Raw genomic sequence first — 14,483 nt, 5'->3', positions numbered from 1 at the left:
GTCGGACCGGCCGAAGAAATACGGATCGCTCCCACCGGCTTCGCCGAGGCCGCTCCAGTCGATATCCCCCCGGTGTCCACCCGGCATCGTTGCGCCGGCGGTGCATACCGTTGTACAGCTCGATGCTGTACGGGACGGCGCCGGTCACGGTCCGCGTCTCGAACTCCGGGACAGAACTCGCCACCCCGAATTCCGGAAAGTATCGGGTTACTCGGATCGTATTCGTCCTTCAGAATGTCGTGTGTCACTCGTGCCGAACGGGTCTCGTCGCTCGCCAGACTGGAGGCTGCCAATGCCACCGACCGCAATGCCGCGTATCACCGGGGCATCCGAAATCCGATCCCATCCCGGGGTCGTCGTCCTGTGCATGTTCATCACCGTGATCGAGGGCTTCAATCTCATCGTGTACGGTTCCGTCGTTCCGCTCCTGCTGGACGACGCCGCACTGGGTTTGACCGATCAGCAGACCGGCCTGGTCGGTGGTCTCGTCTACATCGGCGCGATCCTGGGGTCGGTGACAGCTCCGGGGGTTGCCGATCGCATCGGCCGCAAGCGCGTATTGCTGACCGCGATCGGGTTGTTCGCTCTCGGCGCGCTCCTGACCGGCTCGGCGGTCAATGTGGTCACCTTGGCGGTCGCGCGATTCGTCACCGGTTTCGGTATCGGCGGGTCATTGACGACGGCCATGACCACGGCCCGCAACAGTTCGGCCGCGAAGCGCGCGTCGGTGGTCGTCACGATCACCATGGCCGGAATTCCCCTCGGGGGTGTCGTGGCGGCACTACTGGCCATCCCGATTCTGCCCGCATTCGGTTGGCGGCCGATGTTCTTCGTCGGCGCGGGCACCGCGATGCTGATCATGATCGCCGTGGCGGTCATGACGATCCCGGCCGACACTCCGCAGGAAGTGGCGGGCCGGATGTGGTCGACGCACCGAAAACTCCGCACCATGTTCTCCGGGCGCGGGCTCGGGGCGACAGCGATCATCGCCGTATGCGCGATCGCGAACATGGTGGCCTGGCAGGGCCTGAACGTATGGGCGACACAAGCCATGGTCGAACTGGGCTACGCACTGTCGGTAGCGCTGCTGTTCGGCTTCACGCTGACCGGAGCGGCGGTGGCCGGCTCGTTCGTCACGGCCTGGGCGGCCGACCGTCGCGGGCCGGCGCTGATCGCCGTCGCCACCGGTGCGTGCACACTGGGGGGACTGGTCGGCATGCTGGTCCTGCCGACCTCCGTGGTGACCACGGTCGTGTGCGTGGCATTGATGGGGATCGGCGGGCACTCGACGATGAATCTCGTGCACACCACCACTGCGGATATCTTCCCGCTGCCCGTCCGCGCCACCGCGTTGGGCTGGTCCAACGGCACCTCGTTCATCGGGGCGTTCCTGGGACCCGTACTCGGTGGCGCCGCGATCGCGACGCGCGGAGCGCACGGCGTCTTCGCGACGTTCACCGCGTCGGCCACGGTGTGCCTGTTCGCCGTGATCGGCCTGTACATCGCCGATCGCGCCACGCGAGCGCGGCTGCGTGACGCCATCGGAGACCCCTTGCCGGTCCCGCCGGTGTCGCAGGCCACCGCCTGACGGGCCGGTGTGAGCCGGTCACGCTCCTGAGGACCGGGTGCCACTAGGGCCATGCTGTGCGGTACGAGCGCGAGGCCGCAGGCACGGTCATGATCGCCACAATCCCTGCGAGCGACGCCGCGACCGGGTGGCGCAGCGGCCACGCCACGTCGTCCGCCACCACGCCGGGCGCGCCGAGCGATCCGTGCGGCGCGTCGCCAAGCGCGCTCACCGGGTTTCATTCCGCCACCGCGCACCACGCCGGCATGGTGTCGGCCGGCACGAAGATTCCGCATCCGGCCGCCTTGCTCGCCCGCTTGGAGGTCCCCGGGTCGACTGTGGACGATGTCACATTCCGTGCGGGTATCGAGGCGAGCCGCCCGCATGTCGCCTGTACGTGGCGCTTCCCGATTCGGTCATGCGGTCTCGCGTGTTCTGGCGCGCGCCTGATCCTTCTCGGGCCACCCGGGCCCCGCCCCATGGCACCACATGTCGGATCGCGGGAGCATTGATGTCTTTACATTGACGGATCCATGGATACTGGAGTCGGTGTCAGGAAGTAGCCAGAGGGCCGCATCTATACAACCACCCCCGGCGTCGAACACCTCGTCGTGGCCGGTCCGAAACCCGGTGTTGCCGTCGTCGAATCCACCCAGGGCACCGTGCGATCCGGTGGTATCGGAGTCGGCGACCACAGCGCCGCGGCTGCCGTGGGTGCGGAACGTCAACGGGACGAGCGCATTCCGAAGCGACGCCGGCGGACGAGTAGCGCGCCCGGGTTTGCGGACCTCGGCAGGGGGAAAAGCTGCGGCATGACCACGGTGCGCACCCGGATCCCGGCCCGGCTCGATCGTCTGCCCTGGGCGCGCTGGCACTGGATGATCGTGATCGGGTTGGGATCGGTGTGGATCGTCGACGGTTTCGAGGTCACCGTCGTCGGCAGCATCGCGGCGAAACTGTCCGAACCGGACAGTGGCCTGGCCATCTCCTCGGCGCAGGTGTCCGGAGCGGCGGCCGCCATGTATGTAGCGGGCGCGTGTAGCGGCGCCCTGCTGTTCGGCCGGCTGACCGACCGCTATGGCCGAAAACGGCTGTTCATCATCACGCTGGTGGTGTATCTGGCGGCCACCGCCATGACTGCGTTCTCCTTCTCGGTCTGGTGGTTCGTGCTGTTCCGGTTTCTCACCGGGCTCGGCATCGGCGGCGAGTACGCGGCCATCAATTCCGCGATCGACGAACTGATTCCGAGCAAATACCGCGGCCGCGTCGACATCGTCATCAACGGCACCTATTGGCTGGGCGCGTCCGGCGGCGCGCTGCTCTCGGTGGTCGCGCTGAATCCGGAACTGTTCGCGCCGAATATCGGCTGGCGCGCGATGTTCGGGATCGGCGTGATCTTCGCCCTGCTGGTGCTGGCGGTGCGGCGGCACGTGCCGGAAAGCCCGCGATGGATGTTCATCCACGGCCGCGACCGGCAGGCCGAGGACCTGGTCGACGAGGTGGAGGAACAGGTGCGCCGGGAGACCGGCGCCGACCTGCCGGCCGTCGAGGAGACCATCGAGGTGCGGCAACGCCGCTCCACCGGGTTCGGCGAGATCGCGTCGGTCATGATTCGCAAGTACCCGCGCCGCAGCACGCTCGGACTGGCACTCTTCGTCGGGCAGGCGTTCCTCTACAATGCGGTCACCTTCAATTTCGCGGTCATCCTCGGCGAATTGTTCGACGTGCCCAGCGACCGCACCGGCTACTTCTACGCCGTCATGTGTCTGGGCAGCTTCTTCGGGCCGCTGGTGCTCGGCCGTTACTTCGACACCATCGGTCGCAAACCCATGATCGGGGGCTCGTACCTGGGATCGGGAATTCTGTTGTTGCTCACCGCCGTACTGCTGGTGCGCGGCGATCTCACCGCCGTCACGCTCACCGCGTGCTGGACCGTGGTGCTGTTCGTGGCCTCGTGCGGCGCCAGTTCCGCGTATCTCACGGTGAGCGAGATCTTCCCGATGGAGACCAGGGCCATGGCCATTGCCTTCTTCTACGCCGTGGGCACCGCCGCGGGCGGTATCGCGGGCCCGTTGGTCTTCGCGGAGCTCACCGGCGACGGCGACGCCGGCCGTACCGCGCTGGCCTTCACCATCGGCGCGGTCATGATGATGCTCGGCGGAGTCGTCGAGCTGTTCCTCGGTGTACGAGCCGAGGGTCGGTCTCTGGAAAGCATTGCCGACCCGTTGAGTTCGCGGCGCACCGGCTGAGCCGGCGTCGCTCGGGTTCTGTTGCGAAGTGGGAGCGGCGGGGCGGGCGTTCGATACTCGGCGAGGCGTGATCATCCGCGGCGTATGCGCGGGTTAGCATCGGCTCCTTGTTCGCATATCGTGCCGGAAGGGGTGGTTCGTCGCATGGGACTGCGCACTCGGGTGCGATGGTCGACCGCGGCCGTGCTGGTCGCGAGTGTTTTCGCAACATCCGCGCAGGCGCAGCCGCTTACGGACCCGTTCGTCGGTTCCTCGGGCCTCGGGGATCCGTACTATCCGGACGACGGCAATGGCGGTTACCAGGTCGAGCACTACGATGTCGCGATCTCCTACGACCCGCCGAGCCGCCATCTGGCCGGGACCGTGCGCCTGGATGCGGTGGCCACCCAGGGGATGCGGATGTTCGATCTGGATTTCAACGGGCCGCAGATACTCCGGGTGACGGTGAACAACCTGCCCGCCGGGTTCGTCCGCCACGGTGAACACAAGGTGAGCGTGTCCCCGGGGCTGCCCGTGCTGCCGGGGCTGCCGTTCACCGTGACCGTTGAATACGCAGGAGCCATCATGGAGAATCCGGGCCGCGGGTGGACGTTCTCGCCCGGCGGCGGGGCGTTCGTGGCGGGGGAACCGCATTCGGCCGCCGCCTGGTATCCGCTCAACGACACTGTCACCGACAAGGCCACTTTCGATGTGCGGGTGAGCGTTCCGCGGGAGTGGCAGGCGGTATCGAATGGTTTGCGCGTGCGCGACGTGGTCGACGGTCCGAACCGCACCGTGGAATGGGAGTCGCGGCGTCCGACGGTCGGATATCTGACGACGGTCGCGATCGGTCACTTCGACTTTCTCTATCAGGCCCGCGCCAACGGCACGCCGCTGATCAGTGCCTTCGCCCCCGGCTCCGGTCGGGGACGGGACCTGGAGCGGCGCCTGCCCGAGGTGCTGGACTTCCTCGAATCCCTCTACGGCCCTTACCCGTTCGAGAGCGCGGGCGGGATCTACGTCGACACCGACCTGAACTTCTCCCTGGAGACCCAGACGCGCCCTATCTACGCGCCATGGGCAAACCTCGACACCGTCGTCCACGAGAACACCCACCAGTGGTGGGGGGATTCGACATCGGTGCGGCGGTGGTCGGACATCTGCCTCAACGAATGCTTCGCCAGTTACACCGCCGACTATCTGTGGCCGGAGCGCAAAGAGGGGGCCGATGTCGACGCGCTGTATCGCAAGACCGTCGCCGAGCGTCTGGACGAACCGAAGTTCTGGAAGATCCCGCTGCAGGACCCCGGGGCGGGAAGGGAGTTCACGGCTGTCTACTATCGCGGTCCGTTGTTCCTGCATGCCCTGCGCCGGTTCGTCGGCGACGCCGTGTTCTTCGGCGCGGCGCGGGATTTCGTGCAAACGCACGCCTACGGCAATGCGTCGATGCCGGAGTTCCGGCGGTTCGTGCAGTCACGCACCGGCGTCGACCTGACGGCCTTCTTCGAGGCCTGGCTCGATCACGAGGCCATTCCCGCGCCGGCATACTTGTACCCTGGATCGTTGCGCGCCTGAGCATCGCCGGCCTTCGGTAGCGGAGTGGTCCGGGGTAGCGGCCGAGTCGTATGTCGACGGGGGCAACCAGCACTGTGTCCGAGTGCACGAAGGCGGTGAAGTGCCGGCCGGCGTCGACATCGAGCACGGCGCCTTCGCCTGCGCGTTCGGCCTGGACGACAATTTACGCCTGTATGTCATCGGCCGGCATGGTTCCCGCTCCGTGGCCGTGGCGTGAGCTTCACCGATCAGCGGTTCGGCGGACTTCCCCAACGGGTGCCGAGAAGCTCCGTTCGGTAAGCGATTCGTCGGATGAGTTCGAATGCTATCTCGCGAGGAAATGCCATCCCAGCCAGGCCCACACGAGGACGGTAAGGATACGCGCCACGCGCTTGCGCATCAGGTAATCCACGACCTCGCCGAGCGTGGCGATTCGGTCCCGGCGCAGACGCGCTGTCAGGGCCGCGCCGCACGTCGCCGCCAAGAGCGCAGCGAAGCCGATGACGATCAGGGTGCGATCGCTCATCGCAGCAACCGCCACCCTACCGCCAGCCACAGCAGCCAGCCCACCCACCGCCCCGGCCCGTGCTCGAGCACGGGGTCCAGCAGTGTGGACAGCGTCGGAGCGGACGGGCTGGGTCGGTGCCATTCCGGTTGCCGTGCCAACGCGAACAGCTCCCATGCCACCACGGCAGCCGCCAGGGACGACCACAGCATCAGACCGTTACCCAGCCGACGGTCCCCCGGTGCGGAACCCGGCCGGGGGATCGCCGCACGCGCCAGGGCGACGGCGGTGATTGATACTACCAAAGCCGTTGCCGCCCATCCGAATGGACATGTCATCGCCCCCACACCGGCCGTCCCGGCCCACGCTGTCAGCACCGCTGCCCACCGCCATCGGGAGCCGCGGGCCGGGACCGACTTCGCCGTCACAGTCGCAGGGTACCGCCGCTGCCTCGGGATCGCCGAACCCGAACGTCATCTGCTTGTATGGACGCCCCGCTCGGTGATCTCATCGGAGTTGCCCTTATCCCGCGCGGTTCGTGACGTACCCGCATGAGGGTTCACCCGAGCATGCCCGCCTCGTCCATCCGCACTCTCCCCTCGGCCACGCCGGAGCCACCCGTTGCCGGGCGGGCCTCGAACAGGCACCGCGGGAGCTCCGAGGTGCCTGTCCGCTCGCTCCTACCCAACCGAGGCGCCGACCCTTACGCCGGCGGCCGGACTCATCGATGCCATACGCCGGGTGAGACAGACGAGACGGAAAACGCCGAGTATGTATCCGGTTGCGGCGCGAGCCGGGCGAGGCGGGGAAAATAGCGTAGGTGAGGCGCTCCGAGGAGGCTCGAACCGGATGGCTGGACTGCCAGGTGCAGATCACCTGGCCTGCCGGTCGACACCCGTGGTGGAGTGTCTGCCATACCGGTACGCGGGCCCAGGTCGCCGCCGCGCTCGACGAGCTCGCCGTCCGCATCGATATCGACCACTGGACGCATGTGCTGTCGGTACTCGACCACCCGCTCGTCGGCTACGACCTCACTCTGCGCCGGGCCGATACCGCCTTCGTCATCGACCATGCTGCCGATACCGTCCCCATCGACACGATGCCCGCCGTCCTGCACACCCATGCCACGGTTATCCGCACTCATCTCCCCGCCTGAGTTCCGAGGCCGCTGCCGGTGACGTCCGCACCGCGACAACCCGCCTGCCCTCCGGACGGGCCGGGGACTTCGATACGAGGCCGGCGAGGGACACCGTCCTGGTGCCGAACCAACAGCTCAGGATGTCGGGGGTGTCGTGGGCGCGGTGCCGATATTGTTCAGGAACCAGTCGGTGGCGAGCCGGGCGACCTGGTCGAGGGTCCCGGGTTCTGCGAACAGATGGGTGGCACCCGGCACGATCTCCAGTCTGGGGGCGATGGACATACGTCGCAGGGCCCGCCGGTTGAGGTCGAGGACAGTTTCGTCGTGTCCGCCGACGATCAGCAGAGTCGGTGCTCGCACGCGGGTGAGCGCGTCGCCGGCCAGGTCGGGACGCCCGCCCCGGGAGACGACGGCGTGGACAGCGGCGGGGCGCTCCGCGGCGGTGACGAGTGCGGCCGCGGCGCCGGTACTGGCGCCGAAGAGGCCGATCGGGTTCTGGCCGGTTGTCGGTTGGTCGGCCAGCCAATCCACGGTCCCCGCGAGACGTCCGGCGAGCAGCGGGATGTCGAAGCGCAGCTCGCCGGTGCGCAGGTCATGTTGTTCCTCCTCGGGGGTGAGCAGGTCGAGCAGAACGCTGCCGAGGCCGGCCTGCTGCAGCACGGCGGCCACGTGCCGATTGCGTGGACTGTGTCGACCGCTGCCGCTACCGTGTGCGAACACGACGATGCCGCCGGACCGGGTCGGTTGACACAACCAGGCCTCGAGATGGATACCGTCCAGTGGGATTCGCACGTCCTCATCGACAAACACCGCGTTCGCCACCTCCTCCGAGTTCTCCCCCTGTCCTTGCCCCGACGGCCGGGCTGTCCGGGCAAGCATCGACTGCCGGTCGGCCCGGTGTCGCACACCGAGCCTGATGACCGCCGGGCTCGACTCAGGTATTACCCCGAGCGGCGCTGATATCGGCGAGTGCGGAGCCGGAGTCCCTGTCGATGGCGGCGTCACCGATCGAGAGCATTCCGACCGGGTGCCCGTTTTCCACGACCGGGATACGGCGAACGGAACTCTCCCGCATCCGTCGGATGGCGCTGTCGGCGTCCTCATCAGGGGCGGCGGTGACCACATGCGCACTGCACACGTCACGCAGATGGCAGTCGGACAGATCGTTCCGGTCGGCAAGGCCACGAACGACGAGGTCACGGTCTGTGACGATCCCTTGCACCCGGTCGTCGTCCACGACGAGTACGGTGCCGATGTCGTTGTCGCGCATCGCCTGGGCCGCCTGTCGGACCGGTGTGTCCGGAGCCAACGTCACCGGGTGGGTGGTCATGAGGTCGCGCACGTACTGAACCATTGGGATCCTCCTGGGTGGTAGGTGTGATTGCGTTCCGTTCGCGGCTACCCACGACAATGGCGGATACACGTTCACACCGGCGTACACCGTCCACGCATGCGCCGCGGGCAGGTCACCCTCGTTTGAGATACGGAGGTGGGAGCCGGCGGACATGTTATTGAGTAATGCTCAATAAGGTTCTAGCCTGCAACCATGGATTTCGCCCTCTCTCCGCGCGCCTCCGACCTCCGCGATCGTGTGCGTGTGTTCGTCGAGACCGAAATCGAGCCGGTGGAGCACGAATACCATCGCACGATCGCCCGGGCCCGCGTATCCGGGGGCGACCCGTGGCAGCCGCTGCCTGTGATCGCCGAGCTGCAGCGGAAGGCCCGGGAGCAGGGGCTGTGGAATCTGTTTCTGCCCGCCGGGCACGAGGGGCCCTACGCCGAGCGGTATGGCACCGACGGGGGCGCGGGGCTCACGAACGTCGATTACGCGCCGGTCGCCGAGCAGATGGGCCGTTCGTTCCTCGCGCCGCTGGTGTTCAACTGCAACGCGCCGGACACCGGCAATATGGAGGTGCTGCTCCGCTACGGCAACCAGGAGCAACGCGACGAGTGGCTCGATCCGCTGCTCGACGGTCGTATTCGTAGCGCGTTCTGTATGACCGAGCCCGGTGTGGCCTCCAGCGACGCCACTACCATGGAGCTCACCGCGGTCGTGGATGGCGACGAGGTGGTGCTCAACGGCCGCAAATGGTTCTCCACCGGCCTCGGCCACCCGGACTGCCGGATCCTTATCGTCATGGGGCTCACCGACCCCGACGCCGACCGCCATCGCCGACACTCCATGGTGCTGGTGCCCCGCGACACGCCGGGCGTCGAGGTGGTGCGGATGCTGTCGACGATGGGGTTTCACGACGAGCCGCTCGGCCACGGCGAGGTGACGTTCACCGATGTGCGGGTACCTCTCGCCAATGTCATCGCCGGTCCCGGCCGAGCGTTCGAAATCGCCCAGGGTCGCCTGGGTCCGGGGCGTGTGCATCACTGTATGCGGTTGGTCGGGTTGGCCGAGAAGGCGCTGGAGCTGGCATGCCGCCGAGGCGGCGAGCGGGTGGCCTTCGGCAAGCCGCTGGTCGACCTCGGCGGCAATCGCGAGCGGATCGCCGAGGCCCGCATCGCCATCAGCTCTACGCGTCTGCTGATCCTCGACGCCGCGTGGAAGCTGGACACCGGTGGTCCGCTCAACGCGCTCAGCGAGGTCGGCCAGATCAAGGTGGCCGCGCCCCGAATGGCTCAGCAGGTGATCGACTTCGCGATCCAGCTCCACGGCGGCGCCGGCCTGACCGACGATTTCCCGCTCGCCGGTGCTTGGACCAACGCCCGGGCCCTGCGGTTGGCCGACGGGCCCGACGAGGTACACCTCGGGATGGTGGCGCGACTCGAGCTCGGTCGATACGGAGTGAGCCGATAAGTCGACGCGTGCCCGTCACCGGCGGCACCGCCGACGACGAGGCCGCGTTCACGGTGTTCGGCGACTTCGCGGGGCAACAAAAGCTGTCGGTGCCGGAGCCGTATCCGTTGGGTACCGACTGGCCTGTCCGGTTCGGTCGGCCATCGGTAGTACGGTCGGCGAGCACACCGCGATACCCGGCACGTCACCGCCCCGGGGTTCCGTCGGTATCACGGTCGTCGCCCGAAGGAGCGCCGACGGTACGAGAACAGAGGAGATTTCGAGTGTCCGGTCATGCCTCCGCCACGCGGTCGGCCGGTCGGTCGGCGCGGTAGCGGGCATAGGCGAGCACCTCTTCCACGTGGGTGGGCGCCTCTTCCGCGCCGCACTGTCGGAGACTGTGTATCGCCTCGTCGAGTTGCGGCCCTGGGCCGCGGTCGGCGAGCAGGACGACTATCGCCTCACAGGTGCGGAATCCTTGGTCGGGGCGGGCCAGTAGTTCGTCGAGATAGCGATCCGGTTCCAGCAGCTGTAGCGCTCTGCGCGCGTAGGCGTGAACGCGGCGGGGGAGCTGGGCGCGGATGGTGTCGATATCGGCTTGCGATGCGTGCTGTCCGGACTGGTTCGGGTCGAGTCGCAGGACCCATGGTGTGACGAGTTCGTCGGAGTGTGGGTGGACGCCGATCACATCGGGGCCGGTGGCGGTTTCCAGGGGGACAGGCGGTAGTCCCCGTTGTGCGTTACGCCAGTTGCAGTATTCCCACCACGGGATGGGTGTGGCGCTCAGGGTCAGGCCGAAGCTGCGGGTTTGTTGTCCATCGGTCCATGTGCGCAGGACACGGGTACGGCCGACCGAGGCGACACCGCCGGGCACGATTCGCGTCCAAGTGGGGTCGGTGCCGTGAAATCCATACCGCTGGAGCAGTTTTGCCATTTCGCGCAGGAGGCGGCGCAATGCCGTATCAGGGCTGACCATGATCAGCCAGATTAGCGTCGGGGTCCGACAGAGCGGCATGGCCGACCGCGGTACTGTCGAGGAGAGCGCGCTCGGTGCCATTGTGAACGTCGTGCACCTTCGCTATCCAGGCCTCGTGTCGCCACCGATACGCCGACGTGCTCGGCCACCGATATGCGACAGCGGCGTCCAGGTCGGTAACGAAACGCCGGCCGATACCGTGCGGCCGGGTACTACTCGGCCGCACGGCGACGGGCGCGGGGAGCGCGTTCCGCCTCCTCACGGAGGGCGCGGAATTCGTCGGACAGCGCGTCCGACGTGTAGTGGGCGTTGAGACCGCTCGGATTGGGAAGCACCCAGATCTCGGTGTCGTCGAGTGCGTCCGATTGGCGTCCCACGGTGGTACGCGGACGGCCGAACGCGGTTCGGTAGGCGCCCAGGCCCAGAACCGCCAGAATCCGCGGGCGATAACGCCTTACCCGTCCGACGAGAGCACGGCCGCCGTCACGCAACTCCTGCGTCGTCAACTCGTCCGCCTTCGCCGTCGCGCGGGGCACTACATTCGTGATGCCCAGTCCGAGCGCGAGCAGTTGATCCTGCTCGTCGGGGCGGAACGCTCGCGGAGTGAATCCTGATCGGAACAGTGCAGGCCAGAAGCGGTTTCCGGGCCGAGCGAAATGATAGCCGGTCGCCGCCGACCACAACCCCGGATTGATCCCGCAGAACAGCACACGCAGATCCGGCGCCAGCACATCGGGAATGGTCTTCCCTGCCGCGGCAGCCAGGTCGGCCGATGTGGGGCGGTACGCAGCGGAACGTGCCATCTGCCCAGTCTGCCCGAGCGGCCGGCAATCCGTGCTCGCTTCTCGATGGGTCCGGAGGCCGATGCGGTGATCAGGACAGCTCCTATCGGTATGGGCCGACCGCTTCCGAAACCGGGCGGACGACTATTCCGGCAATGGCTCGGGTGGTCATCGACCGGTCGTGGGAGCGGGAACCAGTAGCACGGGACGGTGGGCGTGGTGGACCAGGTTCGTCGATACAGATTCGCCCAGAAGACGCTGCAGGAATGAGACAAGCCCGCCGCGGGAGGTGCCGATGATGATCATCTCGGCGTCGTGGGTTTCGGCGAGGCCGGCCAGCAGCTGCGCCGGTCTGCCGGTGCGGCTGTAGTAGGTCCAGGGACCGGGTGCCTGTTCGAGTGCGGCGCACGCGTCGCGGCGTTCTTGTTCTACGGCGTTGGCGACGGCTTGCTCCCAGTCGGCGGAGTCGGGATCGATCGGCAGGTCGTCGGCATCGATGATGTGCGCGACGTGCAGGAAAGCACCGAGGCGGCCGGCGAGGTCGATGGCATAGTCCAGGGCGGCGTGGCCGGCCGGGTGACGGTCGAACCCGACCACCAGGTGACAGCGGGCCGCGGTGGGGGCGGTGGGTCCGACGATGCGGCGTGGGGCCCGCCAGTCCGTGCCGGGGTCCGAGGCGGGCCGGTCGTTGTGGTCGGTCATTGCTGTTTCCTCACAATCCGGCCAGTGCCAGGCCGACACCGCCGGCGGCGACGGTGATCAGAAGACTGCCCACCGCGTTGGTGGCCGCGGCGGTGTAGTACTGGCTCTGAATCAGGCGCACGGTTTCGAAGCCGGCGGTGCTGAAGGTGGTGTACCCGCCGCAGAATCCGACACCGAGGATCAGCTCGAGGTCACGGCTTGCGCCGTGGAAAAGCACCAGGCCGGTGATGAACCCGAGTATGAGGGACCCGGTCACGTTGATCACGAAGGTCGCCCACGGGAACCGGGGGCTTCGACGGTGCTTGATCGCGCCGTCGAGGACGAACCGGGCCATCGCTCCGGCGCTGCCGGCAACCGCGATCCACATGGTCGTCATCGCGGGGACTCCGATCGCAGCGTCCGAAGCCGGGTACCGAGCGCGACACCCGCGACTGTGGCCACCAACCCGACCAGCACCGTGCCGAACGCATAACCGGCGGCGGTCGGCCAGTGGTGGTCGCGCAGCAACAGATCGGTGTCCACGGCCAGGGTGCTGTAGGTGGTGAACGCCCCGAGAACCCCGGTCCCCACTCCCAGCCGCACGCGTTGGCGCCATCCGGTGTCGGGACCGAGTCGGGTCAACCCCTCCAACAACAATCCCAGTAGGAACGCGCCGGTGATGTTGATCGCGAACGTCGTGGTCGGCCACTCACCGCTCGGATGGGGAAACCATACCCCGAGTCGGTAGCGCAGCGGGGCGCCGAGCAGTCCGCCGACCCCGACCAAGGCGACGGCCCCCACCCGTGTGCAGCGGTGCGGGGACCGCCGGCACGGTCTCGCGATCGGCGGACAACGCAGGGGTGGGGTTCGGATGTCTCCACATCTGGGCAGACTCCTTCCGCTGGTGGGGAAGGAACCATCAGCCCCGGCGGTGAGGCGGTTCGGACAATCCCGACCGGGGTGTCTCGGCGGAGATCCATCGCCGACGAACAGCATAACCGCCACCCACGGCTACGCGTCGACCGAGTCGCGTGCCACGACGGCCATAACCGCGACCGGGCTTGTCCCGGTCTTCCACACAGGTTGATCTTGCCTGCTCCGCGGGGATTACGACCCGGGGTAGGGCTACCGATCAGAGTCCTTTGTCGTTCGCGGTGGAGATATCGGGGTGGATCGTGAGGAAATCCGACGGCGGCCTACGCGGTGTCACCGGGTGTTCCTCATGGTCCGGGGCGAGCCCAACGCGCACGACCACCTGGGCCAGGTCTTGACTGCCGGCGAGATTCATGACGGCACGTCGGGTGGTGGGGAGTTCGGTGATGTGCGTCATCGGGCAGGTCGCCAGTCCTGCCGCGGTGCATTCGAGCAGGACCGTGGACAACGCCTCACCGGTGCGGAGCCAATGGAGAACGGAGTCGTCCGGTGTGCTGAGCACCCAGAGCCGGGCCTGGTCTTCCAGCTCTCCCCGCCGAGCCGAATGAGCGTGGGCGGGGAACTTGCGTCCGACCGGAACCCGTACCGCCTCGGATTCGGAGATCAGCGCGTCGACCGGCACGCCTTCGGTGCTGCGCTTGTGTCCGCTCCACCAGCGCAGTTCGGTTTGATACGTCATGTCGTAGCGCCGGAGGGCCGTGGACTGTTCGGAGGCCGCCTCCAACCGGGCCAGGGCATTCGTGCCGAGAACGCCGACGATGACATCGTATGGTTCGGTGAGCGAGCGGGCCGTGCGGACGAGGTCGGACAGATCTCCCGGATCGCTCATGGGGAGGCGGTCGGTGCGACGGCGGCCGATCATCCCGGCGCGGGTCCGTAGGTCCGAAGGCGGGTCCGGCCAGGGGCGAAATACGAGCGTTGCCAGGTGGTCCGGTCGATACGGGGTGGGTTGACGTACGGTATCGGTGCGCCAGCCTTCCGCGGCGAACGCGGTGCGCACGTGGTCGAGCATCGCGCCGCAGCTGATGATGAGTTGCCTTCCGGTGGGATCCGCCGAGGGCAATGACCGATCGTCATCGCGGTAGAGACGCAACTGTCGGTCACAGTATTCCCACCGCCAGGGCTGGGTGTTGTGCACCGACGGAGCGCGCGTCGCCAGACGCATGGCCGCGAGAAGCGCGGCCTGGTCGGGCCCAGAATCCAAGGCATGCACATAGTCGTCGGTCATACGACCAGTGTGATTCGGGCCGATACGGGCCACCAGGGCCTGCCGGAGGTCTTCGAGGCACTGGGATCCTGGTCGATCAGCACTGCGGGTTCGGGCCGATGGACTC

17 protein-coding genes and 1 riboswitch are annotated in these 14,483 nt (G+C 67.4%); of the genes, 6 read left to right on the top strand and 11 right to left on the bottom strand.

Annotation, left to right across the window (positions count from 1 at the left end):
* Positions 1-292: 292 nt before the first annotated feature.
* Positions 293-1,588: an MFS transporter gene (locus tag ON20_RS15000; RefSeq protein WP_051162506.1), complete on the top strand. Its 1,296-nt coding sequence runs from the start codon at positions 293-295 to the stop codon at positions 1,586-1,588.
* Between the two features lie 43 nt (positions 1,589-1,631).
* Here ON20_RS15000 and ON20_RS36455 read toward each other — a convergent pair whose 3' ends face one another.
* Positions 1,632-1,799, bottom strand: coding sequence for a hypothetical protein (locus tag ON20_RS36455; RefSeq protein ID WP_157228861.1), 168 nt, complete (start codon positions 1,797-1,799; stop codon positions 1,632-1,634).
* Between the two features lie 580 nt (positions 1,800-2,379).
* Between ON20_RS36455 and ON20_RS14990 the strand changes: the two genes are divergently transcribed.
* The 3 genes from ON20_RS14990 to ON20_RS39900 all read left to right on the top strand — a co-directional run bounded on the left by ON20_RS14990 (position 2,380) and on the right by ON20_RS39900 (position 5,587).
* The gene (locus tag ON20_RS14990; protein ID WP_040836257.1) at positions 2,380-3,816 is read left to right on the top strand and encodes an MFS transporter; all 1,437 of its coding nucleotides are present in this window, start codon (positions 2,380-2,382) and stop codon (positions 3,814-3,816) included.
* 144 nt (positions 3,817-3,960) lie between these two features.
* The gene (locus tag ON20_RS14985; RefSeq protein WP_040836154.1) at positions 3,961-5,370 is read left to right on the top strand and encodes a M1 family metallopeptidase; all 1,410 of its coding nucleotides are present in this window, start codon (positions 3,961-3,963) and stop codon (positions 5,368-5,370) included.
* 82 nt (positions 5,371-5,452) lie between these two features.
* On the top strand, positions 5,453-5,587 hold the full coding sequence (locus ON20_RS39900; protein ID WP_281032875.1) for a hypothetical protein: 135 nt from the start codon (positions 5,453-5,455) through the stop codon (positions 5,585-5,587).
* A gap of 87 nt (positions 5,588-5,674) precedes the next feature.
* Here the strand turns inward: ON20_RS39900 and ON20_RS14980 are convergent, their stop codons facing one another.
* Together ON20_RS14980 and ON20_RS14975 are read right to left on the bottom strand one after the other, a co-directional pair.
* Positions 5,675-5,875, bottom strand: a complete 201-nt coding sequence (locus tag ON20_RS14980) for a DUF6186 family protein (RefSeq protein ID WP_040836153.1) — start codon at positions 5,873-5,875, stop codon at positions 5,675-5,677.
* Positions 5,872-6,282, bottom strand: a complete 411-nt coding sequence (locus ON20_RS14975) for a hypothetical protein (RefSeq protein ID WP_218002528.1) — start codon at positions 6,280-6,282, stop codon at positions 5,872-5,874. Before ON20_RS14975 ends, ON20_RS14980 begins: the two co-directional genes overlap by 4 nt.
* A gap of 392 nt (positions 6,283-6,674) precedes the next feature.
* On the opposite strand from ON20_RS14975, the gene ON20_RS14970 reads away from it, so the two are divergent.
* Entirely contained in the window at positions 6,675-7,010 is a 336-nt protein-coding gene (locus ON20_RS14970; protein WP_157228860.1) for a hypothetical protein, read from the top strand.
* A 117-nt stretch (positions 7,011-7,127) separates the two neighbouring features.
* Here the strand turns inward: ON20_RS14970 and ON20_RS14965 are convergent, their stop codons facing one another.
* Both ON20_RS14965 and ON20_RS14960 read right to left on the bottom strand, forming a co-directional pair.
* Entirely contained in the window at positions 7,128-7,802 is a 675-nt protein-coding gene (locus ON20_RS14965) for a dienelactone hydrolase family protein (protein ID WP_438803411.1), read from the bottom strand.
* Positions 7,803-7,926: 124 nt separating this feature from the next.
* Positions 7,927-8,346 (bottom strand): CBS domain-containing protein, encoded by a 420-nt coding sequence (locus ON20_RS14960; protein ID WP_040836149.1) that lies wholly within the window; start codon positions 8,344-8,346, stop codon positions 7,927-7,929.
* Between the two features lie 192 nt (positions 8,347-8,538).
* Between ON20_RS14960 and ON20_RS14955 the strand changes: the two genes are divergently transcribed.
* Positions 8,539-9,798: an acyl-CoA dehydrogenase family protein gene (locus ON20_RS14955; protein WP_040836148.1), complete on the top strand. Its 1,260-nt coding sequence runs from the start codon at positions 8,539-8,541 to the stop codon at positions 9,796-9,798.
* A gap of 271 nt (positions 9,799-10,069) precedes the next feature.
* Here the strand turns inward: ON20_RS14955 and ON20_RS14945 are convergent, their stop codons facing one another.
* The 6 genes from ON20_RS14945 to ON20_RS14920 form a co-directional block, all read right to left on the bottom strand.
* A complete protein-coding gene (locus ON20_RS14945; RefSeq protein ID WP_040836255.1) occupies positions 10,070-10,753 on the bottom strand; it encodes a hypothetical protein in 684 nt (227 codons plus the stop codon).
* 212 nt (positions 10,754-10,965) lie between these two features.
* Positions 10,966-11,556 (bottom strand): G/U mismatch-specific DNA glycosylase, encoded by a 591-nt coding sequence (gene mug / locus ON20_RS14940; protein ID WP_051162504.1) that lies wholly within the window; start codon positions 11,554-11,556, stop codon positions 10,966-10,968.
* A gap of 147 nt (positions 11,557-11,703) precedes the next feature.
* Entirely contained in the window at positions 11,704-12,237 is a 534-nt protein-coding gene (locus ON20_RS14935) for a universal stress protein (protein WP_040836145.1), read from the bottom strand.
* A gap of 10 nt (positions 12,238-12,247) precedes the next feature.
* Entirely contained in the window at positions 12,248-12,613 is a 366-nt protein-coding gene (gene crcB / locus ON20_RS14930) for a fluoride efflux transporter CrcB (protein WP_040836143.1), read from the bottom strand.
* Positions 12,610-13,017 (bottom strand): fluoride efflux transporter FluC, encoded by a 408-nt coding sequence (locus tag ON20_RS14925; RefSeq protein WP_306306850.1) that lies wholly within the window; start codon positions 13,015-13,017, stop codon positions 12,610-12,612. Before ON20_RS14925 ends, crcB begins: the two co-directional genes overlap by 4 nt.
* 102 nt (positions 13,018-13,119) lie before the next feature.
* Positions 13,120-13,209: riboswitch (Fluoride riboswitch) on the bottom strand.
* Between the two features lie 139 nt (positions 13,210-13,348).
* On the bottom strand, positions 13,349-14,377 hold the full coding sequence (locus ON20_RS14920; RefSeq protein WP_040836142.1) for an Acg family FMN-binding oxidoreductase: 1,029 nt from the start codon (positions 14,375-14,377) through the stop codon (positions 13,349-13,351).
* Between the last annotated feature and the right edge of the window lie 106 nt (positions 14,378-14,483).

This window comes from Nocardia brevicatena NBRC 12119 (assembly GCF_000308495.1).
GTDB lineage: Bacteria > Actinomycetota > Actinomycetes > Mycobacteriales > Mycobacteriaceae > Nocardia > Nocardia brevicatena.
This window is presented reverse-complemented; position numbering and strand designations above follow the sequence as displayed.

Excerpts from the sequence above, each read along its gene's own strand:
- ON20_RS15000 (WP_051162506.1), top strand. The coding sequence starts at position 293 with ATGCCACCGACCGCAATGCCGCGTATCACCGGGGCATCCGAAATCCGA.
- ON20_RS14990 (WP_040836257.1), top strand. The coding sequence starts at position 2,380 with ATGACCACGGTGCGCACCCGGATCCCGGCCCGGCTCGATCGTCTGCCC.
- ON20_RS14985 (WP_040836154.1), top strand. The coding sequence starts at position 3,961 with ATGGGACTGCGCACTCGGGTGCGATGGTCGACCGCGGCCGTGCTGGTC.
- ON20_RS14980 (WP_040836153.1), bottom strand. The coding sequence starts at position 5,875 with ATGAGCGATCGCACCCTGATCGTCATCGGCTTCGCTGCGCTCTTGGCG.
- ON20_RS14960 (WP_040836149.1), bottom strand. The coding sequence starts at position 8,346 with ATGGTTCAGTACGTGCGCGACCTCATGACCACCCACCCGGTGACGTTG.
- ON20_RS14955 (WP_040836148.1), top strand. The coding sequence starts at position 8,539 with ATGGATTTCGCCCTCTCTCCGCGCGCCTCCGACCTCCGCGATCGTGTG.
- ON20_RS14945 (WP_040836255.1), bottom strand. The coding sequence starts at position 10,753 with ATGGTCAGCCCTGATACGGCATTGCGCCGCCTCCTGCGCGAAATGGCA.
- mug (WP_051162504.1), bottom strand. The coding sequence starts at position 11,556 with ATGGCACGTTCCGCTGCGTACCGCCCCACATCGGCCGACCTGGCTGCC.
- ON20_RS14935 (WP_040836145.1), bottom strand. The coding sequence starts at position 12,237 with ATGACCGACCACAACGACCGGCCCGCCTCGGACCCCGGCACGGACTGG.
- crcB (WP_040836143.1), bottom strand. The coding sequence starts at position 12,613 with ATGACGACCATGTGGATCGCGGTTGCCGGCAGCGCCGGAGCGATGGCC.
- ON20_RS14920 (WP_040836142.1), bottom strand. The coding sequence starts at position 14,377 with ATGACCGACGACTATGTGCATGCCTTGGATTCTGGGCCCGACCAGGCC.